The sequence below is a fragment of the Corallococcus sp. EGB genome (assembly GCF_019968905.1).
GTDB lineage: Bacteria > Myxococcota > Myxococcia > Myxococcales > Myxococcaceae > Corallococcus.
In genome coordinates this window covers 5,404,263-5,428,432 of sequence record NZ_CP079946.1, presented here as the reverse complement: position 1 = coordinate 5,428,432, position 24,170 = coordinate 5,404,263, and the positions used below count along the sequence as shown (strand labels likewise).

Genomic DNA, 24,170 nt, shown 5'->3' with positions numbered 1-24,170 from the left:
AGCGAGAGTCCCTGCTTCAGGAAACCTCAGGCCCGTCGGATCCGCGGCGAGCTGTTCCAGGGCCTCAGCGCATCTTGAGCACCACGCGGAAGCGGGCCTTGTTGCTCATCATCCGCGCATAGGCCTCCGCGGCGCGGTCCAGCGGGAACACCTCGTTGCGCGAACGCACCCCCGCGAGCGCACTGAAGGCCATGGTCTCCTGCGAGTCCTGCGGAACCCCGCTGGGCCAGCCCTGGATGCGCGTGCGCTTCGAGATCATGGACAGACTGCTGACGGGGATGGGTTCCGAGCCCGCGCCCAGAAGCAGCAGGGTTCCATTGCGTCCCAGGCCTCCGAGCAGCTCGCCCGCGAGGCTGCTGCTCGACGCGGTCATCATGATGACGCGCGCGCCCCCGAGCTTCTGGAGTGCCTCGGCTGGAGAGCCCTTCTCTGTATCGATGTACTCGTGCGCGCCCAGCTCCATCGCGAGGGCCCGCTTGTCCGCGCCGCGCGAGATGGCGGCGGTGCGGTAGCCGAACTTGCGGGCATATTGGATGGCCAGGTGGCCCAGGCCACCAATGCCTTGCACCGCGACCAGGTCGCCCGGCCGCGCCCCCATGTTGCGCAGGGAGTTGTACGTGGTGACGCCCGCGCAGAGCAGGGGCGCGGCATCCTCGGAGCTCATCCCCTCCGGGACCCGGGCCAGCGCCTCCTGGGGCGCGACGAGGTACTCCGCGTAGCCGCCGTCGTAGCTGATGCCGCAGATCTGCTGCTTCTCACAGGTGATGAAGTCCCCGCTGCGGCACGCGACACACTGGCCGCAGTGTCCTCCGTGCCAGCCCACGCCGACGTGTTGTCCTTCCTTCCAGGCCGTCACGCCGGGGCCCACGCGGTCGATGCGGCCCACCACCTCGTGGCCCGGTACCCGCGGGTACTGGATGGGCATCCAGCCTTCCTTGGTGATGGCATCACTGTGGCAGACGCCACAGGCCTCGACCGCGAGCCGGACCTGCCCGGGGCCGGGCTCGGGGACCTCACGCTCGACCACCTCGAGCGGCCCGCCCGCCTTCTGCACCTGCGCTGCTTTCATCTTCCTGGCCATGGCGCCTCCTTCGGAGGGAGGGATGGGGATGACGCAGTGCGGGCGCACCTGGAGTGAGAAGGGACGCCAGGCCGCTCAACGGACGATGGGACGGGCGTCGGCTGTCCCGGCCTTCCTGACGCCAGTCGGGGATGACTGTTCCTGCCAGAGTCCTGGCATGTCCCCTCCAGACAGGCCGCCAGCTCCGCCGGACGGCCTTGCGTGCAGGGCGACTTCGACAAGGATGGCCCGCCGGATTACGCGTCCCCCGGCAAGGGCTATTCGTGCAACGGCTCCGTGCGGTGCTCTTCACCAGGAGTGGGAAGGTCCGGGAGGTGCTCGCCCTCCCGCGCGAGGTGCGCTGCCTCCAGCTCTACCCGCCGCGCTCGAAGCCGGGCCCCTACGGCGAGCCCAAGACCGCGCGGCAGGGACTGGTGGACTGGGGCGAGGGCAACGCCACCCGGGTCTACCTGTTCAACGCAAGGAAGTGGCGGATGTCCAGCCACTTCCCTGAATAGGAGGCCTCTCGCCTACCGGACCGACTTCTTCCCGACGGCGGGCTTCACGGCGGACGCCTTCGTGGGGGAGCCCTTCACGGGCGTCGCCTTCGCGGGCACCACCTTGGCGGGGGCCGCCTTCGCGAGGGTGGGGTTCCGCCTGGCGGCCAGCTCGGGGATCAACAGCAGCTCGATGCGGCGGTTGCGCGCGCGGCCCTGTGGCGAGGCATTGGCCGCCAGCGGCCGTGTGTCGCCGTAGCCCGCCGCGAGCATGCGCTTCGCGGGCACGCCGGCCTTCTCCTGGAGGAAGCGCACCACGTTGACGGCGCGAGCGACGGACAGCTCCCAGTTGGTGGGGAAGGTGGCCTGGAGCTTCTGCGTGGGCGGCGAGTCGTCCGTGTGGCCCGACACCTGGATGAGCTTGTCATCCACCTTGGCCAGCACGCCGCCCAGCCGCGTGAGGACCTCCTGGCCGCGAGCGCTGATGCTCGCGTCGCCCGAATCGAAGAGGACCTTGTCGACCAGGTCCACCTGGAGCCGGCCGCCGTCCTGGGACAGGCGGATGGCGCCCTCGGCGATCTCCTTCTTCAGCTTGTCCTGGAGGTCCTCGTAGGTGGCCTTGAGCCGCGCCAGCTCCGCCTCCTGCTCCTGCACCGTCTGGCTGAGCTGCTCCTTCTCGGTGCTGAGCTGATCCTTCTCCGTCGTCAGCTTCGCGCGGTCCGCCTCCAGCGCGGCGAGCTTCGCCTCCAGCTGTTGCTTCGCGGCCTCCGCCTCACTGGCCCGGGCAGACGCCGAGGCCGCCTCCGCGTCCGCGCGCGTGGTGCTGCGATGCGACAAATAAAGCACCAGCCCCGCGAGCACCGTCACCAGCGTCGTCACCAGCCAGGGCACCCAGGCCCTTCCACGTTCCTCTTCCATGTCGCGACCTCCGGGGTGGAATCGACGGAGGCCACGCTAGTGAAGGCGCCCGGGTGCGCCTCAAGGCGCCCCGGGTGCGTGCAGGTATCTGGAGGTGCATTGTTTCAACCAGGGCAGCCGGTGTTTCACTGCCCGGGTGTTGTTCTCCAGCGTTACTTCAACGTCGACGTGTCGATGACGAACCGGTACCGGACGTCGGAGGCGAGCACGCGCTCGTAGGCGTCGTTGATCTTGCTGGCGGGGATGACCTCGATGTCCGCGCCGATGTGGTGCTTCGCGCAGAAGTCCAACATCTCCTGCGTCTGCGGGATGCCGCCGATGAGCGACCCCGTGAAGGTGCGGCGGGGCATGAAGAGCGAGAACGCGTTGAGGGAGAGCGGCTCCGGCGGAGCACCCACGGTGACGAGCGCGCCATCCAGCGCCAGCAGCGAGAGGTACGCGTCCAGGTCGATCTTCGCGCTCACGGTGTTCACGATGAGGTCGAACGTGCCGGCGAGCTTCTGGAACGTCTCCGCGTCCTTGGTGGCGTAGTAGTGGTGCGCCCCCAGCCGCAGGCCGTCCTCCTTCTTGCTCAGCGACTGCGACAGGACCGTCACCTCCGCGCCCATCGCGCGAGCCAGCTTCACGGCCATGTGCCCCAGGCCGCCCAGACCCACGATGGCCACCTTCTTGCCGGGGCCCGCGCCCCAGCGGCGCAGCGGCGAGTACGTGGTGATGCCGGCGCACAGGAGCGGCGCGGCGGCGTCGAGCGGGATGCCCTCCGGAATCTTCAGGACGAAGTCCTCGGTCACCACGATGTGCGTGGAGTAGCCGCCCTGGGTGAGCTGGCCGTCCTTCCCGGTTGCGCCGTAGGTCCCGATCATGCCCTTGAGGCAGTGCTGCTCCTCACCCTTGCGGCAGGACGAGCAGTCGCCGCACGAATCCACCATGCAGCCCACGCCCACGCGGTCGCCGACGGCGTGCTTCGTGACCTTGGCGCCGACCCCCGTGACGATGCCGGCGATCTCATGGCCGGGGACGAGCGGGTAGGCGGACTCGCCCCACTCGCCGCGGACGGTGTGGATGTCGGAGTGGCAGATGCCGCAGAACTTGATCTCGATGAGCACGTCGTTCGGGCCCAGCTCACGGCGCTGGATGGCCAGGGGACCGAGCGGAGACGTCGCGGATGTGGCGGCGTAGGCGTTGACGGTAGGCATGAGTCCTCTTTCCAGGAGCAAGGGGGCCGTCGAGCCCCGTTCACGCGAAGAGAGATACGCGACGGACCCGCGGATGACTACGCGCGAAGGAGCCAATAGGCTCTTAACGCGGAGTTAACAATGGGTCCGAAGGCGGTCCTCGCGAATGACAACGGCGCCCTTCACGCAGTTGCAGGTGTTCCTCGTCGTGGCCCGGCTGCGCAGCTTCAGCGGCGCGGCGCGCGAGCTGGGCGTGTCCACGGCCGCGGTGAGTCAGGCGGTGCGGCAGCTGGAGGAACAGCTGCACGTGGTGCTGCTCACGCGAACGACCCGCAGCGTGTCGCTGACGGACACGGGCCGGCGGCTCCTGGAGGGAGCGGGCCCGGCGGTGGGCCAGACGCTCGCCACGCTCCGCGAGGTGTCCGCGCAGCCGGGAGAGGCGGTGGGCCAGGTGCGCCTGACGGTGCTGACGGCGGCGGTGCCCTACGTCATCACGCCGGTGGTCCCCACGTTCCGTGCGCGCCATCCCAGGATCGAGGTGGAGGTCGCCGTCGAGGACCGCTTCGTGGACATCGTGGCTGAGGGCTACGACGCGGGCGTGCGGCTGAGCGAGTCCATCCAGCGCGACATGGTGCAGGTGCGGCTCACCGACGCGTTCCGCTTCGTGGTGGTGGGCTCACCCGGCTACCTCGCGCGCCATGGCACGCCCCAGCGTCCCGAGGACCTGTTGAAGCATGAGTGCATCACCTTCCGTTCGCAGACGACCGGGACGCTGTACCCGTGGGAGCTGGAGCGGGGACGCAAGAGCTGGCGCGTGCCCGTGCGCGGAGGCGTCGTCACCAATGACATCCATCTGCCGGCCGCCCTGGCGGAAGCGGATGTGGGGCTGGCGTACGCCTTCGAGCCCGCGGTGGAGGAGCGGCTGCGCACCGGGAAGCTCGTGCGGGTGCTGGAAGCCTATGCGCCCACGGTCCCTGGCTTCTTTCTCTACCATCCCAGCCGTGCGCAGCGATCCACGCCGCTGCGGCTCTTCGTCGAAGCGGCGCGGGAGCTGGCGGCCAAGGGGGTGTGACGAGGACCTCAGCGGCCGGTCAATTTCTCCAGGTGCTCGGGGTAACGAGCCCCCTGCGCCGTGAGCTTCGCGGCGGCGGCGTCGATTTCGCCGACGTCGTCCGCGGTCAGCTCCACCTGGGCCGCGCCGAGGTTCTCCTCCAGCCGGTTCAACTTCGTGGTGCCCGGGATGGGGACCATCCAAGGCTTCTGCGCCAGGACCCACGCCAGCGCGAGCTGGGCCTGGGTCACGCGTTTCCGGGCGGCAACGGTGCCCAGCAGGTCCACGAAGGCCTGGTTCGCCTTGCGCGCCTCCGGCGTGAAGCGCGGAAGGATGTTGCGGAAGTCGTTTTTGTCGAGCTGGGAGGACTCCGGCAACTTCCCCGTCAGGAAGCCCTTGCCCAGGGGGCTGAAGGGGACGAACCCGATGCCGAGCTCCTCGAGCGTTGGGAGGATCTCCTTCTCCGGCTCCCGCCACCACAGGGAGTATTCGCTCTGGAGGGCGGTGACGGGGAGGACGGCATGCGCGCGGCGGATCGTCTTCGCGCCGGCTTCGGAGAGGCCGAAGTGCCGGACCTTGCCCTGCTGGATCAGCTCCTTCACCGCGCCCGCGACGTCTTCGATGGGCACGTCTGGATCCACGCGGTGCTGGTAGAACAGGTCGATGACATCCGTCTTGAGGCGCTTGAGGGAGGCCTCGGCGACCTGCCGGATGTGTTCCGGCCGGCTGTCCAGTCCGGACTGCTTGCCGTTGGCGTCAATGCCGAACCCGAACTTCGTGGCGATGACCACCTGACCGCGGACAGGGGCCAGCGCGTCACCGACGAGCTCCTCGTTCGTGAAGGGGCCATAGACCTCGGCGGTGTCGAAGAAGGTGACGCCCCGGTCGACAGCCGTCCGGATGAGGGAGCGCATCTCCTGCTTGTCCGCGGGAGGACCGTAGCCATGGCTCATGCCCATGCAGCCAAGCCCGATGGCCGAGACCTCCAGGTTGCTCTCTCCCAGCTTGCGCTTCTGCATCGTGCGGTCTCCTTCGTGAGGTTCGTCTCACGAAGGTGATACGGCCCGGCACGAACGTGCACCAGCACGTGGATGTCCATGGCCTGTGAAGCGCACGTTGATAATGGGCGGCCGGCCGGGGCTGGAAACGACGGGTTGCTGCACGCTGCTGGGGTGGATCAGGGACGGACCATCGGGTGATGCGAGCGTTCAGTTGGAGACGGTCCTGACCTGGGGCGTCTGTCATTGTCTTCCGGGGCTGGCGTCTGCTGCGAGGCGTGCCTGCCCGTCGCGCAGACACATTCCCACACCCCAGGAGTGCCGATGAACGCGCTGAAGAAGTCCCTTCTGTCCGTCGCCGCCGTCCTCGCCGTGGCCCCTGCGTCCGCCTTTGCCTATCCGCCGCAGTGCTGGGATGTCTGCACGGGGATCTGCACCCAGCCCTGTTACGAGGGCACCTTCCGGACCACCTGTGGGGACGCGGGCTACTGCTTCGAGTTCGCGCAGCCTTCGGAGGAGACTGCCTCTGTCTCCTCGGAGCAGAGTCAGCGCAGTGACGACACCGCGCCGGTCTGCGACGCCGACCATCCGGGCACGGAGCAGGCAGAGGGCTGAGCGGTTTTGAAAGTCCACGAGGCCCGGCACCGCGTCCGGGCCTCGTGGTTTCAATCACGTGAAGGCCGAAGCGCCTCCGCCGATGCTTTGAGTGCTCGCGCCTGCCGCACCCGCGTGAGCGCCGCCTTCGCATCGGGCGGGTCTCCTCGGGCCACGAGGAGCGCGGCGGCGCTCATCCCCGTGCGCCCATGTCCCTGCGCGCAGTGGACGTAGGTGCCCCACGTGGGCAGCAGGGAGGGCAGGAGCGCGAGAACAACGAAGCTCAACGCGGTCCACAGTAACAGCCATCCGAGACCGTGAATCCGCTGCGCGAGGAACGTGAGGAGCGCCGCGGCGGTGACGAAGACGAACGTGTATTTCATTTCAGTTCACGCAGACCAGGACTCCGTCCCCGTGCTGCGCGGCCGTGACGTAGAAGGCGCGGAAGAGTTCGAAGCGCTCGCGCAGCCACTGCCAGGCATGGTCGATGTTCTCCTCGCGCGGACACTTGTACACAGCCCCCTGGCTCAGGTTTTCGAAGGTGAAGTGTTCGCGAAGGGCGTCGAACCGCACGGCTTCCAGCATCCGGGCGATCCGCTCGACCGTCTCCGGCCGAGTGAAGCGCAGGGGCACGCCCTGGCCCGCAGCCACATGCGGGGCGATCTTCGCCTCACCCTCAATGGCGATGCCGGCCAGGGAGTCGTCCTCGGTTCCCGGAGCGTTCCGGCGGCGCTCGGACAGGACGAAGTGCATGTGATCCCACCGCCGATCGAGATCCACCTTTTGCGTCGCCAGATCGGGGCGGGTGCGCAGCAGATCCCTCACGGCTTCAAGGAGCTGGAGCTCCGCGGGATCCGGACCGCCGGGTGACAGGGTCTCCTCGCGCGGCTCCCGGAGAAGCCTGGTGACGCACCACAGCCATTCGCCCACACCGGTGTTCCGCCTCGCCAGCTCAAGCAACGGGGAGCCGCCGGGGAGGGCCTGGTAGCTCGCATCAAGTCCCATGGGCCCGTCCTAGCAGCCCCGCCGCAGTCGTTTCAGCGAGCTCGCGCGGTTCGCAGCTTCAGGGCCGGTGGGCAACACCAGGGCATTCGCGGCTCTCCGCGTGTTGGCTTCAATTGCGACCTGAGGTGCGTGGGGACGCGTCCAGCCAGGCGGCCAACACATCCGCATGGCATGGGCCCGGCTTGCACCAGCAGCCCAGCCGCTTGCCGCGCAGGGTCTTCACGTCGCGCAGGAAGTCCGGGTCGTGTCGGGTGCGCAGCTCCAGGTACCAGCCGAAGGATTCGAACGCGTCCGGGCCGGGCGCCATGCGCTGCTGGGCTTCATCGCGGATCCGCGCTGCTTCTTCTGGCGGCAGCTTCGCCAGCCACGGTTCGAAGTACGTGCGGATCATCGCCTTCCAGGTCTTCACACCCCCGGGCTTGAAGGGATTGCCGAAGCGGCCCGGCACGGGGTTGAGCGGCCCGGGCTTCGCCCAGGCGCGGAAGGCTCGGCCCACGTACACCTCACAGGCGTCGTGGACATGCACCGCGGTGGTTTGGGATTCGGACATGGCGGGTGCATCGTTAACAGACGCACCCGCCTCACGCCGTGCGTGATGCCCGGCCTGTCAGCAGGCAGGGGTCACCAGGGGCCGATGCCCTTCTTCTCGCTCGGCGTCTCCGTGTACGTGGACTTGAACACCGAGCCCGCCGCGTTGAGCACCGAGCCGGCAGCCTCCACGGTCCCCTGCCGGACATCGCCCTTGCGGAAGCTCTCGAAGGCGTCCCGGGCGAAGCCCACGACCTCGCGCTGGTGCGCGTTGATCTCGCTGCGCTCCCCGCTCTCCACCTTGATGACGTTGTCGATGACGCTGTCCCGCGACCGGTCGGAGATGCCGACGTTCCGCTTGTCCAGGAAGTAGTTCATGCCGTTGACCTGCTGTCCGTAGACGCTCTTCGAGCCGTCCGACGTCCGGTCAACCTGCTGGCGGGAGGGGTTCTGGAAGACGTAGTTGCTGATGGACTTGAGCATGGTTTGCCTCGCTGGAGCGGCGGCCCGTGGCCCCGCCCGCGGTGTGTGCTGCGTTTGAAATGATTGTCGGCATGTGTGGGCGGGAGTTTCCTTTGAACTCTCATTCACTCACGTATACGTCATCTGTCGTATGCCGGGCTTCGGGGCGGCCGCCGCAGTGGCAGGGCTCGCCGGAAGACGGCAACGTACGCGCCCGCCTCTTCCCACCCTTGCGGACATGATCGCCAACCTCCACGACGCCGACATTCCGAAGCCCGTGCTCGAAGTCATCACCCGCCTGCGCGAGCTGGGCCATCCCACGTACCTCGTGGGCGGCTGCGTGCGGGACATGGTCCGCAAGGTCCACCCCAAGGACTTCGACGTCGCCACCAGCGCGCTGCCGGAAGAGGTGCAGCGCGCCTTCCGCAAGGTCATCCCCACGGGCATCCAGCACGGCACCGTCACGGTCGTCACCGGCGGCAACCACGTGGAGGTGACGACGTTCCGTTCAGAGGGGGACTACCTGGACGGCCGGCGCCCCAGCTCCGTGTCCTTCGAGCGCGACATCGTGAAGGACCTGTCGCGGCGCGATTTCACCATCAACGCCATGGCGTACAACCCGCTCGACCGCGAGCTGGTGGATCCGTTCGGTGGCCAGGTGGACCTGCCCGCGAAGCTGATCCGCTGCGTGGGCTCCGCGCTGGAGCGCTTCTCCGAGGACGGCCTGCGCCCCCTGCGCGCCGTGCGCTTCGCCGCCGTGCTGGGCTTCACCCTGGACCCCGAAACGCGCGACGCCATCCCCGCCACCCTCGCCGTGTTCCGCAAGGTCGCGCTGGAGCGCGTGCGCGAGGAGCTCCTCAAGCTGCTCCTGTCCCCGCGCGCGGAGACGGGCCTCCACCTGCTCGCGGACACGGGGCTGATGGAGTGCTTCCTGCCGGAGGTCGCCCGCGTGGACGCGGAGTCCGCCCGGCTCGCCCGCGCCGCCGTGCAGGCCGCGCCGCTGGACGCGGACCTGCGCATGGCCACGCTGCTCGCGGACATCGACACCGCGACGCAGGCGAAGGAGCTGTGCGTGCGCCTGAAGTTCCCCAACAAGTCCGCCGACCTCATCGGCCTGCTCGTCGAGCACGCGAAGCTGGAGACGCGCGTGGACGACGCGGACCCCGCGCTGCGCCGGATGCTCGCCCGGGTGGGCCTGGCGAACCTGCCCGCGCTCATCGACGTCGCGAAGGCCCGCGTCCAGGTCCGGGCGCCGGAGCGGATGCCCGCGCTTCAGACGCTGGTCTCGCGGCTGGAGGCGCTGGCCGCCGCGAAGCCCCCCCTGTCCGCCAAGGAGCTGGCGCTCACCGGCGGTGACATCATGAAGACGCTGGGCATCGGCCCGTCGCCGAAGGTGGGCGAGGCGACCCGGTACCTCCTGGAGAGCGTGCTCGACGACCCGTCGCTCAACACCGCGGACACGCTCCGCGAGCGGCTCACGGCCTGGGCGGCGCGCGCTCCCTGAAGGGGGCTTCCACCCGGCCGGAGGGCAGGGGAGGGGACCTCGAGCGCGACGGGCCGTGCGTCCCGGCCCGGGGGCGTGTAGGAAGGAGCCCCATGCGAGTCGTCGTTGCCATGAGCGGTGGGGTGGATTCCTCGGCCGCCGCCGCCCTGCTCAAGGAGCAGGGCCACGAGGTCATCGGCATCACTCTGCGCGTCTGGTCCTACGAGGGCAGCGCGAAGTGTGGCAGCTGCTGCAGTCCGGACGACATCGACGACGCCCGCGCGGTGGCCCAGACGCTGGGCATCCCGTTCTACGTAGCCAACGCCGAGGAGATCTTCCAGGACCGGGTCGTCAATCCGTTCGTCCAGTCGTACCTGGGCGGCAAGACGCCCATCCCCTGCGTGAGCTGCAACCGCGACGTGAAGTTCAACTTCCTCCTCAAGCGCGCGCGCGCCCTGGGCGCCCGGCTCGCCACCGGCCACTACGCCCAGGTGGAGGAGGTGGACGGCCGCTTCCACCTGCGCCGCGCCGTGGACGCCGCCAAGGACCAGAGCTACTTCCTCTTCACCCTGGGCCAGGAGGAGCTGAAGGACGTCCTCTTCCCCGTGGGCCACCTCACCAAGGCGGAGGTGCGCGCCGTCGCCGAGCGCCACAACCTGCCCACCACCCACAAGCCGGAGAGCATGGAGATCTGCTTCGTGCCCGACGGCGACTACGCCGGGTTCGTGGAGAAGGTCGCCGGCCCCCAGCCCTCCGGTGAAGTCGTGGACCCCGACGGCAACGTGCTGGGCAGGCACAACGGCATCCACCGCTTCACCGTGGGCCAGCGCAAGGGACTCAACCTGGGTGGTGGTGAGGTGCGCTACGTGCAGCGCCTGGAGCCGGAGACGAACCGCGTCGTCGTGGGCCCCGCGGAGGGCACCGGCCGCGCGCAGTTCGGCCTGCTCCAGCCGCACTGGGTGGACGGGCCGCCCCCGCCCGAGCAGTCCGTGGAGGTCCGCATCCGCCACCGCCACGCGGGCGCACCGGGACGGATCCACATCTCGCAGCACGGCCTGGTGTCCGTGAAGCTCGACGCGCCCGCGCGCGCCGTCACGCCGGGGCAGGCCGCGGTCGTCTACGATCGCGATCGCGTGCTCGGCGGCGGGTGGATCGTCTGAGCCAACCCGGCGGGTCCTGACGCCGCCGGGGCCGACTTCCTGCCTCCCGCGCACAGGGGCTTCACCGCCTCCGTGAATTTGACCCGCCTGGGGGTGGGGCGTAGCTTGCGCGCACGTTGTCGCTACAGGCCGTTACACGGCCGCGAGCGCGCACTTTGAGGTCTGCCCCGCCATGCGTGACGCCCACCGGATGAAGGAGAAGTTCGACGTCTCGCTGGACAACCGGCAGATCGTCAGCCTGTTGATCGCCGGCATCGTCGTGATGGGCGCCGTGTTCGTGCTGGGCGTGGTGGTGGGCAAGAAGCTGGCGAGCGACGCGCAGACGGCCGCCGCCCCGGACCTGCTCTCCGCGCTGGACGCCAACGCGCAGGTCCTCAACGACGCGCGCCAGGATCCGCCGCTCACCTTCCCGGACGAGCTCACCCGCAAGACGGGCTCGGAGCCGCTGCCGCCGCTGCCCACCAAGCCCGCCGCGAAGCCGGAGGCCCCCAAGGCCGCCGCCGCGAAGCCCGAGCCGAAGCCGGAAGCCCCCAAGCCCGCGGAGGCCCCCAAGGCCGTCGCCGCGAAGCCCGCCGCCCCCGCCCCCACGCCGGACCCCGACACGGGCGAGCTGCCCGCGATGGACGCCGCCGAGGAGGACGCCATCGCCAACGGCAAGCCGCTCGCGAAGCCCGAGCCGAAGCCCTCGGAGCCCGCCAAGGTCGTCGCCGCCGTCGCGAAGCCGGAGCCCGTCAAGGCGGAGCCGGTGAAGGGAAAGGTGGAGGAGACCCCGGTGGCCACCCGCACCGCCGTGCGCGACGGGGGCATGAAGGAAGCCATCGCTCGGGCCCAGGCGCTGCCGCCCGAGCCGCCGCGCCCCTCGGAGGCCGTGAAGGGTGGGGCGTTCACGCTCCAGCTCTCCGCCTTCCAGAGCCGTCAGGACGCCGACCGTTTCGCGGCCCGGTTGCGTGACCGGGGCTATGCCCCCTATATCCTTGCAGCCGAGGTGCCTGGAAAGGGCACCTGGTACCGCGTCCGGATGGGCAGCTTCCCCTCGAAGGAGGCCGCGGGCCGGTACCTGACGGACTTCAAGCGCGAGACCCAGCTCGACGCGTACGTGGCCGGCACGAACTAGCGCCTGGCAAGGAAGAGACGAAGCAACATGATGACGACGAAGCGGGTGGAGAAGCCCTGGGGTCACGAGCTCATCTGGGCCCACACGGAGCGCTACGTGGGCAAGCTCCTGCACGTGAAGCAGGGCCACAAGCTGAGCCTCCAGTTCCACAACCGCAAGGACGAGACCATCCACGTCCAGAGCGGCAAGCTCCTCTTCGTCGTCGACGAGGGCCAGGGCCTCATCGAGAAGGAGATGAACCCCGGTGAGAGCTACCACATCAAGCCGCTGATGAAGCACCGCATGGTCGCCATCACCGACTGCGACATCCTCGAGGTCAGCACCCCCGAACTGGACGACGTGGTGCGCCTGGAGGACTCCTACGGGCGCACGGGCACCAGCGCGCCGTAGCCTTCGCCGCATCCCGCACGCTGGCGCGACCGGAAGGAGCGCCGGCGCGGGCTCCCGGCGTCACTCCTTGGACTTCGCCGCCGCGCCCGGGTTGCGCGTCCACTGGTCCACGGTGCCGTCGCCGTCCAGGTCCTCGCCAATGCGGGCCACCTGGCCGTTCTCCCAGTACTCCCAGTAGTCCACGCGGCCGTCGTGGTTCGCGTCACGCTCCTTCCGCACGAGCGTGTCGTTCTCGTAGTAGAGCCACGAGTCCATGCGCCCATCGCCGTCCAGGTCGCGCTCACCCTTCGTGCGCTTGCCCTCCGCGTAGAAGTACGTGGCGTCCACCTTGCCGTCGTAGTCCAGGTCCATCACCTCGCGGACCTTCGCGCCCTGCGGATCCAGGTACTGGGTGACGTCCACGCGGCCGTCCCAGTTCAGATCCAGCTCCTTGCGCACCAGCACGTCCTTCACCCGGTACTCCCAGACGTCCGTCCGGCCGTCGCCGTTGGCGTCCAGCTCCGTGACGGTCTCCCCGGGCTGCTGCTGCCCGCGGATGGCCTCCGCCTCCGGGCGCTTGCGCACCTGGTCCGGGGCCTCCGCCGGCTTTGACGCCGCGCAGCCAGCGAGCGCGCCTGCCGCCATGAAACCCAGGAAGATCAAGTGGTTGCTAGAAGCCATGGTGCCTCTCGGGTCGGTGGGACGCCAACTTTGTGGCATCACCACTCCGTGCTTTCGCAGGCCACGTCATTCCATATATTTTCACGTATCGCCATGGCCCGAAAGAAAGTCAGCACCACCATCTACATCACTCCGGAGCAGAACGAACTGCTCAAGGCGCTGAACCAGAAGACCAAGGTGCCCGTGGCCGAATACATCCGGCAGGGCATCGACCTGGTGCTGGAGAAGTACAAGGCGCAGCTGCCGGGCCAAGCGACCTTCGACGAACTCTCCTGACGAACGAGGCGTGACGTGACGAGCATGCGTGGCAAGCGGGCGGTGGTGTTGGGTGGGGCCGGATTCGTGGGCTCGCACCTGTGTGAGCGGCTGCTGGACGACGGCGCGGAGTCCGTCCTCGCGGTGGACAACCTCATCACGGGGAACGAAGCGAACGTGCGCACGCTGAAGCCGCGCGCGGGCTTCCAGTTCGTGAAGCAGGACATCACGGAGGGGCTGGAGGTGGACGGGCCGGTGGACTTCGTCCTGAACCTCGCCTCGCCGGCGTCGCCCATCGACTACGCGAACCTCCCCATCGAGACGCTGCGCGTGGGCTCCATCGGCACGGAGAACGCGCTGAAGCTGGCGGAGAAGAAGAAGGCCGTGTTCCTCATGGCCTCCACGTCGGAGGTCTACGGCGATCCGCTGGTGCACCCCCAGAAGGAGGATTACTGGGGCAACGTGAACCCCATTGGCCCGCGCTCGGTGTACGACGAGGCCAAGCGCTACTCGGAGGCCATCAGCGCCGCCTACGAGCGCAGCCGCGGCGTGAACGTCCGCATCGTGCGCATCTTCAACACCTACGGCCCGCGCATGCGCCTCAATGACGGCCGCGTGGTGCCCGCCTTCGTGGGCCAGGCCCTCAAGGGCGAGGACTTCAGCGTCTTCGGGGACGGCAGCCAGACGCGCTCGTTCTGCTACGTGAAGGACCTGGTGGACGGCCTGGTGCGGCTGATCCTCTCGGACGTCCGCGGCCCGGTGAACATCGGCAACCCGCGCGAGATGACCATCAAGCAGTTCGCGGAGGCCGTGCGGGAAGCGGCCGGCGGAGGTAGGCAGATCGTCTACCACCCGTTGCCCAAGGATGATCCGAAGCAGCGTCAGCCGGACATCACCCGCGCGCGCACGCTGCTGGGCTGGGAGCCCAAGGTGCGGCTGGAAGATGGTTTGCGGGACACCATCGCGTACTTCCGAGAGGTTGCCGGTCGCCCCTCCGGGGCATAGGTTGGCCGCGCGCGAGTGAACGCGAGGCAGTCGGCCCGGCCCCCTGGCGGCCGGGGCCTGGGGAGAACGGCGTGAAAGTCCTGGTAACGGGCGGCGCGGGCTTCATCGGCTCGCACGTGTGTGATGAGTTCCTGCGCAATGGCCATGAGGTCATCGCGCTGGACAACCTGTCGAGCGGCAAGAAGGAGAACCTGGATCCGCGCGTGCGGCTGGCCGTGCACGACATCCGGAGCCCGGAGGCCGCGGAGCTCATCCGCACGGAGAAGCCGCAGGTGCTCTGCCACCTGGCCGCCCAGATGGACGTGCGCAAGAGCGTGGAGGACCCCGGCTTCGACGCGGACGTGAACATCCGCGGCATGACGAACCTGCTGGAGGCCGCGCGCCAGTCCGGCGTGAAGAAGGTCATCTTCAGCTCCACCGGCGGCGCCATCTATGGCGAGCAGGACACCTTCCCCGCCCGCGAGGACCACCCCACGCGGCCCGTGTCGCCCTACGGCGTCTCCAAGGCGGCGGGCGAGCTGTACCTGGGCTACTACCGGGCGCAGTACGGCCTGCCGTACGTCGCCCTGCGGTACGCCAACGTGTACGGCCCGCGGCAGAACCCGCACGGCGAGGCGGGCGTGGTGGCCATCTTCTGCCAGCGCACCATCTCGGGGCAGGGCTGCACCATCTTCGGCGAGGGCAAGCAGACGCGTGACTTCGTCTTCGGTCCGGACGTGGCCCGCGCCAACTACCTGGCCTTCCAGAGCGACTACGTGGGCGCCGCGAACATCGGCACCGGCGTGGAGACGGACATCAACCGGCTCTACGAGCTCATCGCGGAGGCCGGCGGCAGCTCGCTGAAGGCCGCGCACGCGCCGGGCAAGCCGGGCGAGCAGATGCGCTCGTGCATCGACGCGTCCCTCGCGAAGAAGGTGCTGGGCTGGGAGCCGTCCGTGCAACTGGCGGAGGGCCTGCGCCGCACGCTGCAGTTCTTCCGCGACCAGGCCGCCGGGCCCGTCCGCGCCCGGGGTTAGGTCCCTTCGCCGTGGTGCCCCTCCGGCCCGGATGCCGGGGGGTGCACGAGGCGTCAGGCGGGTGGAGTGCCCGGCGGGCAGGAGTGCGCCGGTCGTGGATTTTCAGCGGGTTCGGTGTTACCTACGCCCGCTTCGCGACCGACGAGCGCCCTGACCATGCCGGCTGAAAACGCGCACATCCGCAACTTCTGCATCATCGCCCACATCGACCATGGAAAGTCGACGCTGGCCGACCGCCTCCTGGAGAAGACAGGCACGCTGACCAAGCGTGAGGCGCAGGCCCAGTTCCTCGACAACATGGACATCGAGCGAGAGCGGGGCATCACCATCAAGGCCCAGTCCGTGCGGATGACGTACACCGCGAAGGACGGCCAGAACTACGTCCTCAACCTCATCGACACGCCGGGACACGTGGACTTCGCCTATGAGGTGAGCCGCAGCCTGGCCGCGTGCGAGGGCGCGCTGCTCGTCGTGGACGCGACCCAGGGCGTGGAGGCGCAGACGCTCGCCAACGTCTACATGGCGCTGGACCACAACCTGGAGATCATCCCGGTCATCAACAAGATCGACCTTCCGAGCGCGGACGTGGACCGCACGCGCGGGGAGATCGAGGACGTCATCGGCATCGACGCGTCCATCGCGGTGCCGGCCTCCGCGAAGGAGGGCCTCGGCATCCACGACATCCTGGAGTCGGTGGTGCAGCGCGTGCCGCCGCCGCAGGGGTCGCCGAGCGCGCCGCTCAAGGCGCTCATCTTCGACTCCTGGTACGACAACTACCGGGGCGTGGTGACGCTGGTGCGCGTGCTGGAAGGCACGCTGAAGCTCAAGCAGAAGATCAAGATGTTCAGCAACAACAAGGTCTTCGAGGTGCAGGAGCTGGGCGTGTTCAGCCCGTTCTCGCGCCCGGTGCCGCAGCTCATGGCCGGCGAGGTGGGCGTCCTCGTCGCCAACGTGAAGGAGCTGCAGGACGCGAAGGTCGGCGACACCGTGACGGAGGAGGCGCGGCCCACGGAGGCTCCCTTCCCGGGCTTCAAGGAAGTGAAGCCCATGGTGTTCTCCGGCATCTTCCCGGTGGACTCCGCCGACTACGAGAACCTGCGCGACGCGCTGGCGAAGCTGACGCTCAACGACTCCGCCTTCACCTACGAGCCGGAGTCGTCCACGGCGCTGGGGTTCGGCTTCCGCTGCGGCTACCTGGGCCTGCTCCACATGGAGATCGTCCAGGAGCGCCTGGAGCGCGAGTACAACCTCGACCTGATCACCACGGCGCCGTCGGTGGTCTACCGCATCACCACCAGCAAGGGTGAGACGATGCTGGTGGACAACCCGGCGAAGCTGCCGCCCACGCAGAACATCGAGAAGTTCGAGGAGCCCATCCTCACCTGCCACATCCACGTGCCCAACGAGCACCTGGGCGCCATCCTGAAGCTGTGCCAGGACCGGCGCGGCGTGCAGAAGGACATGAAGTACCTGGGCTCCAGCGGCACCCGCGTGCAGGTGACGTACGAGATGCCCATGGCGGAGGTCGTCTTCGACTTCTTCGACCGGCTGAAGAGCGTGTCGCGCGGCTACGCGAGCCTGGACTACGAGCTGTCGTCCTACCAGGAGTCGGACCTCGCGAAGCTGGACATCCTCATCAACGGCGAGCCGGTGGACGCGCTCAGCGTCATCGTGCACCGCGAGCGCGCGTACCAGCGCGGCCGCGAGGTCTGCGAGAAGCTCAAGGAAGTGATTCCGAAGCAGATGTACGAGGTGGCCATCCAGGCCGCCATCGGCGCGAAGATCATCTCCCGTGAGACGATCTCCGCGATGCGCAAGAACGTGCTCGCCAAGTGCTACGGCGGCGATATCAGCCGCAAGCGCAAGCTCCTGGAGAAGCAGAAGGAGGGCAAGAAGCGCATGAAGCAGGTGGGCACGGTGGAGATCCCGCAGGAAGCCTTCCTCGCGGTCCTCAAGACGGAGCAGTAACGCCTATGAGCACGGCCAGTCCTTCCGCCAAGCTGGGAGCGGCCATGGCCGCGCGACGCACCCCGGAGCAGCTCAAGGCCCGCCGCCAGTTGATGTGGCGCGAGCTGCTCACCAGCCTCTGGGCCCCGCTGTGCGGCGTGGGCCTGGCGTTCATCCCCTACGTCACGCTCATCGAGATGGCGCCCGGCACGGCGTCCTGGGCCCAGCCCCTGATGAAGGGCTTCGGCCTCCTGATGGTGCTGGCCTTCGCGGGCCTGATCGTCTGGCGCACCGCCTCCAAGAAGGAGTCGCAGCTGCGCACGCTGCGCCACGAGGCGCGCGAGCTCATCTCCGAGGACGAGCGCATCCTCGCGCGCGTGGGCGGCAAGGTGTCCCCGGCCGCGGCGGATCGCATCACCGAGCAGGCCCTGCGCGTGGAGGCGGCCTCCATCGCGGGCAACGCGGAGCTGCTGCGCACGGAGACCCAGGCGCTGGAGAAGCTCACCCAGGAGCAGCTGGGCGCGTTCCGCAAGCAGTCCGTGTGGGACTTCCTCGGCGGCTTCGGCAAGGCGCTGCTCATCGCCCTGGTCATCCGCACGGTGCTGGTGGAGCCGTACCGCATCCCCTCCGGCTCCATGCTGCCCACGCTGCAGATTGGCGATCAGGTCTTCGTCAACAAGTTCATCTACGGCGTGCGCATCCCGTTCATCAACAAGGTGCCGTTCCGCATCGTGCGCGCGCCCGAGCGCGGGGACGTCATCGTCTTCAACAACCCGGTGGACGAGTCCAAGGACTTCATCAAGCGCGTCATCGGCATCCCTGGCGACACGGTGGAGATCGTCGACGGGGTGGTGCGCATCAACGGCGAGGTGCAGCCGCGCACGCTGGTGACGCCGGACTACGTGGTGCACAACCAGGACGACACGACGGGCCGCTGGTTCGACCAGGAAGAGGTGCTCTATCGCGAGGACCTGGGCGGCGTGGTGCACTCGGCGCTCCAGCACCCCATGCGCCTGCCGGGCCGCGAGCACGAGGGCCCCTACACGGTGCCCCCCGACAGCGTCTTCGTCATGGGCGACAACCGGGACAACAGCGCGGACAGCCGCTACAACCTGGGCGGCCCGGGCGGCGCCGAGGTCGCCTACGTGCCCTACGGCCACATCAAGGGCAAGGCCATGGTGGTGTGGCTGTCGCTCGGCTGGGGCGGCCTGCTGGGCAACCTGTTCGGCGGCACGGGCCTCAGGGTGGACCGCTTCTTCGAACCGGTGCGCTGAAGAACGGACGCCTGACAGGGGACCGCCACGCGCCGTGCTTGACGCAACGTGCGGCGCGCGGTACGCGGCGGCCCCGGCCCATGAGACATCTTCTCGGAATCGCAGGCTGGCGGCGGGACGAGCTGGAAGCGCTGCTCGACCGTGCCCAGACGCACCTGCCCGGCGGACCGGATGCCTCGCACGTGCTGCGCGGCCGCGTCGTGGCGAACCTCTTCTTCGAGGACTCCACCCGGACGCGCTCCTCCTTCGAGGTGGCCGCGCGGAGGCTGGGCGCGGACGTCCTCAACTGGAGCTACGCGGGCTCCTCCGTGTCCAAGGGGGAGACGCTCCTGGACACCGCGCGCAACATCGAGGCCATGGGCCCCGCGGCCATCGTCATCCGCCACCGCTCCTCCGGCGCGCCGGGGCTCGTGGCCCGTCACGTGAAGTGCGCGGTGGTCAACGCGGGTGATGGCGCCCATGAGCATCCGTCCCAGGCCCTGCTGGACGCCTTCACCCTGCGCCAGCGCTGGGGCCGGCTGGACGGGCGCACGGTGCTGATTGTCGGCGACGTGCTGCACAGCCGCGTGGCGCGCTCCAACCTCTTGTGCCTCAAGGCGCTGGGGGCGCGCGTCGTGCTCTGCGGACCGCCCACCCTCCTGCCGCCAGGGCTGGAGGAGATGGGCGGAGAGGTTTCGCACCACCTGGACGCCGTGCTTCCCCAGGCGGACGCGGTGATGTGCCTGAGGCTGCAGACGGAGCGCATGTCGGAAGCCTTCCTGCCGTCCCAGCGGGAGTACTCGCGGCTGTTCGGTGTCACGCCCGCCCGCGCGGAGCGGATGAAGCCGGACGCCCTCGTGCTGCACCCCGGCCCCATCAACCGAGGCGTGGAGTTGTCGCCGGTGGTGGCGGACGGGCCTCGCAGCGTCATCCTGGAGCAGGTGGCCAACGGCGTCGCGGTGCGCCGGGCCATCCTGGAGGCGTGCGCATCATGACCCCGGTGCTCTTCCAGCGGGCGCGTGTCATCGACCCGCGCAATGGCGTGGACGGCGTTCGTGACGTGCTCGTGATGGACGGCCGCGTGGCCCAGGTGTCGGAAGGCCCCTTGCCCGCGCCGAAGGACGCGCGCGTGGTGGACGCCACCGACCAGTGGCTGGTGCCGGGCTTCATCGACCTGCACGTGCACCTGCGCGAGCCGGGAGAAGAGGGCAAGGAGACGGTCCTCACCGGCTGCCGCGCGGCGGTGGCGGGCGGCTTCACCGGCGTCGTCGCCATGCCCAACACGAAGGTGGTGAACGACAGCGCGCTCGTCACGGAGCTGGTGCTGTCGCGCGCGCGGGACGCGGCCCTGTGCCACGTGTACCCGGCGGGCGCCATCACCAAGGGGCTCAAGGGCGAGGAGCTGTCGGAGGCGGGCGAGCTGATTGGCGCCGGCTGCGTGGCGCTCACCGACGACGGCCGCCCGGTGATGAACGCGGGGCTGATGCGCCGGGTGCTCCAGTACGCCACCCAGTTCGACGTGCCGGTGATGGTCCACGAGGAGGACCTCACGCTGTCCGCCGGCGGCGCGATGCACGAGGGCGCCACGTCCACGCGGCTGGGCCTGCGCGGCATTCCGTCCTCCGCGGAGGTGGCCATGGTGGCGCGCGACCTGGTGCTCCTGGAGGAGACGAAGGGTCGCCTGCACGTGGCGCACGTGTCGTGCGAGGGCAGCGTGCGGCTCATCCGCGAGGCCAAGAAGCGCGGCCTGCGCGTCACCTGCGAGGTGGCGCCGCACCACTTCACCCTGGATGACCGGGCGGTGGGGGACTACGACACCCACGCGAAGATGGCGCCGCCGCTCCGGAGCGACGTGGACGTGAGGGCGCTGCGCGAGGCGCTGGTGGACGGCACGGTGGACGCCATCGCCACGGACCACGCGCCGCACGGCGTATCCGACAAGCTGGTGGAGTTCGAGAAGGGCATCAACGGCATCGTCGGGCTGGAGACGGCCCTGGGGCTCACCCTGGCGCTGGTGCACGAGGGCGTGCTCACCCCGCGCCGGGCGGTGGAGCTGCTGTCGGACGGGCCGGCGAGGGTATTCGGCCTGCCGGGCGGTCACCTGGCGCCTGGTGCCCCGGCGGACATCACGTTGGTGTCACCTTCGGAGGAGTGGACGGTGGATGCCCACCGGTTCTATTCCCGCAGTCGCAACACGCCCTTCCACGGGCGCACGCTGAAGGGTCGCGTGACGCAGACGTGGGTGGGCGGCCGGTGTGTGTTCGAGGACGGTCAGCTCAAGGAGTCGCGGTGATGACGAAGCGGGCGGTGCTCGCACTGGCGGATGGCACCACGTTCGAGGGTCGGGCCTTTGGCGCGACCGGCGAGACGGTGGGCGAGGTGGTGTTCAACACGTCCATGTACGGCTACCAGGAGATCCTCACGGACCCCTCGTACGTGGGGCAGATCGTCACGATGGCGTACCCGGAGATGGGCAACATCGGGGCGAACGCGGAGGACGAAGAGGCGGGGCTGCCGCACGCGGTGGGCATGGTGGTGCGCTCGCTGACGAGGACGCCCTCCAACTGGCGCTCGCAGGAGACGCTGGACGCGTACCTCGCGCGCCACGGCCGCGTGGGCATCGAGGGCGTGGACACCCGCCGGCTGGTGCGCCACCTGCGCACGCACGGCGCGCAGACGGGCATCATCTCCACGGAGAACGTGTCCGCCGCCGCCCTGTCCGAGCGCGCGCGCACCGCCGCCGGCATGGAGGGCCTGGACCTGGCCACGGGCGTGTCCACCAAGGAGCCCTACGTCTTCACCACGCCGTCGCCGGACGTGTTCCTGGGCACCGGTGACAAGCGCCCGGAGCCGGAGCTGAAGTACGACGTCATCGCGTACGACTACGGCCTCAAGCGCTCCATGCTCCAGTACCTGGTGGACGTGGGCTGCCGCGTGACGGTGGTGCCGTCCCACTTCACGGCGGAGCAGGTGCTGGCGAAGAAGCCGCACGGCGTCTTCCTTGCCAACGGCCCCGGCGACCCGGCCGCGGTGAAGGGCGCGGACCGCACGGTGGCGGCGCTCCTGGGCAAGGTGCCGGTGTTCGGCATCTGCCTGGGGCATCAGATCATGGCGCTCGCGCTGGGCGGCCGGACGTACAAGATGAAGTTCGGCCACCGCGGCGGCAACCAGCCCGTGAAGGACCTCACCACGGGCAAGGTGGAGATCACCGCGCAGAACCACGGCTTCGCGGTGGACGACGCCAGCCTCAAGGGCAAGGCCGTCGTCACGCACATCAACCTCAACGACGGCACGGTGGAGGGCCTGGCCGTTCCGGACGCGCGGGCCTTCAGCGTGCAGTACCACCCCGAGGCTTCGCCCGGCCCTCACGACGCGCGCTACCTGTTCAGCCGCTTCGCGACGCTGATGGCGGGTTCGTAGGAAGAGGCTCGCAACGGCCATGGACACCGCGCTGACCCCGTTGTCGTACCAGCCGTACCTGGACCAGCTCATCGCCTTCGGCAGCTCGGAGGCGCGCAAGCCGGACCTCCTGGACGCCAAGGCGGAGTACTTCCGCCTCACCGGCGAGGTCTTCGAGGACGACAAGTTCTTCGAGCTGCGGATGGCGTCGTTCCTGGACTACTACCTCTACGACCGCGTCTCGCCGCTCACCGGCAAGACGCCGGCCGCGGAGCTGTACGAGCAGCGCCTGCAGTCCTCGGCGCCGGAAGAGGCCAACGCCTTCCGCAGCTTCACGGAGACGGTCCACGGCCTCTTCGAGGTCCGCAAGCTGGGCAAGGGCATGGTGCGCCTGCGCGAGCTCTTCTCCGGCAAGGACTTCGACGTGACGGAGCGCCGCCACGTCGCGGGCCTGGCGGTGGGGGACGTGCTGGAGGCGCGGCTGGTGCCCTTCGGCGGCCACCTGCTGTTCTCCGCGGCCTTCTGCTACCACCCGGCCATGGCGCTCAAGGCCATCAAGGCCGAGGTGAAGCGCCGCAAGAAGAAGGAGCCGGAGCGCCCCGCGAAGGAGCTCGTGTGGGAGTGCGCCCGCCGGGCCCTCAACGTGGAGCGTTACCGCCAGCTGTCCGTGGAGAAGCTCTACGACTTCGAGCAGAAGGTCCTGTAGGGCCTTCCGCTCCCGTGCCGCCGCCGCGCGCTGACTTCAGGCGCGGTGGATGCTCATCAGGTTGGTATTGCCCGGCACGTTGAGCGGTACGCCGGCCACCAGGATGAAGGGCTCGCCGACCTTGCAGAGGTGCTCCTCCTGGCAGAGCCGGCGCACCTGCTTGAGCATGGCGTCCGTGGACGCAATGCGCTTCACCTGGCGGCCCGTCACCCCCCAGTACAGCCCCATCCGGTTCACCGTGTCCGCGTTGGGCGTCAGGCCGATGATGCGCGCGCCGGGGCGGAACTCGGAGATGAGGCGCGCGGAGTGGCCGCTCTCCGTGTACGCGACGATGGTCGCGATGTTGAGCTGCCGGGACGCGGCCACCGCCGCCGCGGCGACGCCGGTGCCCAGGTCCTCGGAGCGCTCGAAGGGCGAGTGGGCCAGGGTGATGACGCTGCTGCGCTCCGTCTCCTCCACGATGCGCGCCATGGTGGACACCGCGTCCACGGGGTAGCGGCCCGCGGCCGTCTCGCCGGACAGCATCACCGCGTCCGCGCCGTCGAGGATGGCGTTGGCCACGTCCGACACCTCCGCGCGCGTGGGCCGGGCGTTGAGCACCATGCTCTCCAGCATCTCCGTGGCGACGATGACGATGCCGCCCATGCGGTTCACCTCGCGCACGGCGCGCTTCTGGATGGCGGGCAGCTGCTCCAGCGGCATCTCCACGCCCAGATCGCCGCGGGCCACCATCACCCCATCCGACTCCGCGGCGATGGCCTCCAGGTTCTCCACCGCCTGGGGCTTTTCAATCTTGGAGATGAGCGGCGTCTTGCGCTTCGCCACCAGCGCGCGCGCCTGGCGCACGTCCTGCGCGCTTCGCACGAAGGACAGCGCCACGTAGTCCACGCCCAGCTCCTGACCGAACGCCAGGTCCACCTTGTCCTTCTCCGTCAGCGTGGGCACCGACATCGCCGTGCCGGGCAGGTTGAGCCCCTTGTGATCCTTGAGCAGCCCACCCACCTCCACGCGGCACGTGACGTCCTGGCCATTCACCTTCAGCACGCGCAGGCGCACGCGGCCGTCGTCCAGCAGCACCTCGTGGCCCTTCTCCACGTCCCGGGGCAGCGTGCGCACCGGGGTGGGGATGATGCGCCCCTGTCCCAGCACCGCCCGGGTCGTGACCGTCACGGTGTCGCCGGTGGTCACCATCAGCTGGCCGCCCTCGAAGCGCCCCAGGCGCACCTTGGGGCCCTGCACGTCCTGGAGGATGGCCACCGGCACGCCCAGCTTCTTCGACACCGCGCGGATGCGCTGGACCCGCTCGCGGTGCTCATCGTGCGTCCCGTGGGAGAAGTTGAGCCGGGCCACGTTCATGCCCGCCTTCACCAGCGCCTCGATGACTTCCTTCGAGTCCGATGCCGGACCGAGCGTGCAGATGATCTTCGCTTTGCGCATAAGACCGCCCATCCTAGCCTCGGGGCGTGGCTGGCTTGACAGCCTTGCGGCCAACGG

Annotated in this window: 26 protein-coding genes; 16 read left to right on the top strand and 10 right to left on the bottom strand. The window is 69.2% G+C overall.

What is annotated here, in order from left to right:
- Positions 1 to 64: 64 nt before the first annotated feature.
- Positions 65 to 1,081 carry an alcohol dehydrogenase gene (locus tag KYK13_RS22400; RefSeq protein ID WP_223632886.1) on the bottom strand — a complete coding sequence of 339 codons (1,017 nt, stop codon included), beginning with the start codon at positions 1,079 to 1,081 and terminating at the stop codon, positions 65 to 67.
- Positions 1,082 to 1,344: 263 nt separating this feature from the next.
- On the opposite strand from KYK13_RS22400, the gene KYK13_RS22395 reads away from it, so the two are divergent.
- Positions 1,345 to 1,578, top strand: a complete 234-nt coding sequence (locus KYK13_RS22395) for a hypothetical protein (RefSeq protein WP_223632884.1) — start codon at positions 1,345 to 1,347, stop codon at positions 1,576 to 1,578.
- Positions 1,579 to 1,590: 12 nt separating this feature from the next.
- On the opposite strand, the gene KYK13_RS22390 is transcribed toward KYK13_RS22395, so the two are convergent.
- A complete protein-coding gene (locus KYK13_RS22390) occupies positions 1,591 to 2,475 on the bottom strand; it encodes an OmpA family protein (protein WP_223632881.1) in 885 nt (294 codons plus the stop codon).
- Between the two features lie 152 nt (positions 2,476 to 2,627).
- Complete coding sequence (locus tag KYK13_RS22385; RefSeq protein ID WP_223632878.1) at positions 2,628 to 3,671, bottom strand: NAD(P)-dependent alcohol dehydrogenase; 1,044 nt, start codon at positions 3,669 to 3,671, stop codon at positions 2,628 to 2,630.
- A 145-nt stretch (positions 3,672 to 3,816) separates the two neighbouring features.
- On the opposite strand from KYK13_RS22385, the gene KYK13_RS22380 reads away from it, so the two are divergent.
- Positions 3,817 to 4,722: a LysR family transcriptional regulator gene (locus KYK13_RS22380; protein WP_223632875.1), complete on the top strand. Its 906-nt coding sequence runs from the start codon at positions 3,817 to 3,819 to the stop codon at positions 4,720 to 4,722.
- Positions 4,723 to 4,730: 8 nt separating this feature from the next.
- Here KYK13_RS22380 and KYK13_RS22375 read toward each other — a convergent pair whose 3' ends face one another.
- Positions 4,731 to 5,720 carry an aldo/keto reductase gene (locus KYK13_RS22375; RefSeq protein ID WP_223632872.1) on the bottom strand — a complete coding sequence of 330 codons (990 nt, stop codon included), beginning with the start codon at positions 5,718 to 5,720 and terminating at the stop codon, positions 4,731 to 4,733.
- 303 nt (positions 5,721 to 6,023) lie between these two features.
- Between KYK13_RS22375 and KYK13_RS22370 the strand changes: the two genes are divergently transcribed.
- The gene (locus tag KYK13_RS22370) at positions 6,024 to 6,314 is read left to right on the top strand and encodes a hypothetical protein (protein ID WP_223632870.1); all 291 of its coding nucleotides are present in this window, start codon (positions 6,024 to 6,026) and stop codon (positions 6,312 to 6,314) included.
- A 50-nt stretch (positions 6,315 to 6,364) separates the two neighbouring features.
- On the opposite strand, the gene KYK13_RS22365 is transcribed toward KYK13_RS22370, so the two are convergent.
- From KYK13_RS22365 to KYK13_RS22350, 4 genes are all read right to left on the bottom strand, one after another.
- Complete coding sequence (locus tag KYK13_RS22365) at positions 6,365 to 6,676, bottom strand: hypothetical protein (RefSeq protein ID WP_223632868.1); 312 nt, start codon at positions 6,674 to 6,676, stop codon at positions 6,365 to 6,367.
- 1 nt (position 6,677) lies between these two features.
- Positions 6,678 to 7,298, bottom strand: a complete 621-nt coding sequence (locus tag KYK13_RS22360; RefSeq protein WP_223632866.1) for a DUF1877 family protein — start codon at positions 7,296 to 7,298, stop codon at positions 6,678 to 6,680.
- Positions 7,299 to 7,407: 109 nt separating this feature from the next.
- Positions 7,408 to 7,848 carry a DUF4326 domain-containing protein gene (locus tag KYK13_RS22355; protein ID WP_223632864.1) on the bottom strand — a complete coding sequence of 147 codons (441 nt, stop codon included), beginning with the start codon at positions 7,846 to 7,848 and terminating at the stop codon, positions 7,408 to 7,410.
- Between the two features lie 71 nt (positions 7,849 to 7,919).
- On the bottom strand, positions 7,920 to 8,309 hold the full coding sequence (locus KYK13_RS22350) for a hypothetical protein (RefSeq protein ID WP_223632862.1): 390 nt from the start codon (positions 8,307 to 8,309) through the stop codon (positions 7,920 to 7,922).
- Between the two features lie 217 nt (positions 8,310 to 8,526).
- Between KYK13_RS22350 and KYK13_RS22345 the strand changes: the two genes are divergently transcribed.
- From KYK13_RS22345 to KYK13_RS22330, 4 genes are all read left to right on the top strand, one after another.
- Complete coding sequence (locus KYK13_RS22345; protein WP_223632849.1) at positions 8,527 to 9,792, top strand: CCA tRNA nucleotidyltransferase; 1,266 nt, start codon at positions 8,527 to 8,529, stop codon at positions 9,790 to 9,792.
- Positions 9,793 to 9,884: 92 nt separating this feature from the next.
- Positions 9,885 to 10,931, top strand: a complete 1,047-nt coding sequence (gene mnmA, locus KYK13_RS22340) for a tRNA 2-thiouridine(34) synthase MnmA (protein WP_223632847.1) — start codon at positions 9,885 to 9,887, stop codon at positions 10,929 to 10,931.
- A 172-nt stretch (positions 10,932 to 11,103) separates the two neighbouring features.
- The gene (locus tag KYK13_RS22335; protein ID WP_223632844.1) at positions 11,104 to 12,045 is read left to right on the top strand and encodes an SPOR domain-containing protein; all 942 of its coding nucleotides are present in this window, start codon (positions 11,104 to 11,106) and stop codon (positions 12,043 to 12,045) included.
- Between the two features lie 3 nt (positions 12,046 to 12,048).
- Positions 12,049 to 12,435 carry a cupin domain-containing protein gene (locus tag KYK13_RS22330; protein ID WP_223646711.1) on the top strand — a complete coding sequence of 129 codons (387 nt, stop codon included), beginning with the start codon at positions 12,049 to 12,051 and terminating at the stop codon, positions 12,433 to 12,435.
- A 60-nt stretch (positions 12,436 to 12,495) separates the two neighbouring features.
- On the opposite strand, the gene KYK13_RS22325 is transcribed toward KYK13_RS22330, so the two are convergent.
- On the bottom strand, positions 12,496 to 13,095 hold the full coding sequence (locus KYK13_RS22325) for a hypothetical protein (protein WP_223632842.1): 600 nt from the start codon (positions 13,093 to 13,095) through the stop codon (positions 12,496 to 12,498).
- A 93-nt stretch (positions 13,096 to 13,188) separates the two neighbouring features.
- Here KYK13_RS22325 and KYK13_RS22320 point away from each other — a divergent pair, with 93 nt between their 5' ends.
- The 9 genes from KYK13_RS22320 (at position 13,189) to KYK13_RS22280 (ending at position 22,676) form a co-directional block, all read left to right on the top strand.
- Positions 13,189 to 13,371 (top strand): ribbon-helix-helix domain-containing protein, encoded by a 183-nt coding sequence (locus KYK13_RS22320; RefSeq protein ID WP_014397342.1) that lies wholly within the window; start codon positions 13,189 to 13,191, stop codon positions 13,369 to 13,371.
- Positions 13,372 to 13,395: 24 nt separating this feature from the next.
- Complete coding sequence (locus tag KYK13_RS22315) at positions 13,396 to 14,355, top strand: UDP-glucuronic acid decarboxylase family protein (RefSeq protein ID WP_223646710.1); 960 nt, start codon at positions 13,396 to 13,398, stop codon at positions 14,353 to 14,355.
- A 71-nt stretch (positions 14,356 to 14,426) separates the two neighbouring features.
- Positions 14,427 to 15,371: an NAD-dependent epimerase/dehydratase family protein gene (locus tag KYK13_RS22310; protein ID WP_223632839.1), complete on the top strand. Its 945-nt coding sequence runs from the start codon at positions 14,427 to 14,429 to the stop codon at positions 15,369 to 15,371.
- Between the two features lie 156 nt (positions 15,372 to 15,527).
- Entirely contained in the window at positions 15,528 to 17,339 is a 1,812-nt protein-coding gene (gene lepA / locus KYK13_RS22305) for a translation elongation factor 4 (protein ID WP_223632836.1), read from the top strand.
- 44 nt (positions 17,340 to 17,383) lie between these two features.
- On the top strand, positions 17,384 to 18,592 hold the full coding sequence (lepB, locus tag KYK13_RS22300; protein ID WP_223632833.1) for a signal peptidase I: 1,209 nt from the start codon (positions 17,384 to 17,386) through the stop codon (positions 18,590 to 18,592).
- A gap of 80 nt (positions 18,593 to 18,672) precedes the next feature.
- Positions 18,673 to 19,566, top strand: a complete 894-nt coding sequence (locus tag KYK13_RS22295) for an aspartate carbamoyltransferase catalytic subunit (RefSeq protein WP_223632830.1) — start codon at positions 18,673 to 18,675, stop codon at positions 19,564 to 19,566.
- Positions 19,563 to 20,864, top strand: a complete 1,302-nt coding sequence (locus tag KYK13_RS22290) for a dihydroorotase (RefSeq protein WP_223632827.1) — start codon at positions 19,563 to 19,565, stop codon at positions 20,862 to 20,864. Before KYK13_RS22295 ends, KYK13_RS22290 begins: the two co-directional genes overlap by 4 nt.
- Complete coding sequence (gene carA, locus KYK13_RS22285; protein WP_223632816.1) at positions 20,864 to 21,991, top strand: glutamine-hydrolyzing carbamoyl-phosphate synthase small subunit; 1,128 nt, start codon at positions 20,864 to 20,866, stop codon at positions 21,989 to 21,991. The genes KYK13_RS22290 and carA overlap by 1 nt, the downstream gene beginning before the upstream one ends.
- Positions 21,992 to 22,010: 19 nt before the next feature.
- Positions 22,011 to 22,676, top strand: coding sequence for a hypothetical protein (locus KYK13_RS22280; RefSeq protein ID WP_223632813.1), 666 nt, complete (start codon positions 22,011 to 22,013; stop codon positions 22,674 to 22,676).
- A 36-nt stretch (positions 22,677 to 22,712) separates the two neighbouring features.
- Here the strand turns inward: KYK13_RS22280 and pyk are convergent, their stop codons facing one another.
- Positions 22,713 to 24,113: a pyruvate kinase gene (gene pyk, locus KYK13_RS22275; protein WP_223632810.1), complete on the bottom strand. Its 1,401-nt coding sequence runs from the start codon at positions 24,111 to 24,113 to the stop codon at positions 22,713 to 22,715.
- Positions 24,114 to 24,170 lie beyond the last annotated feature (57 nt).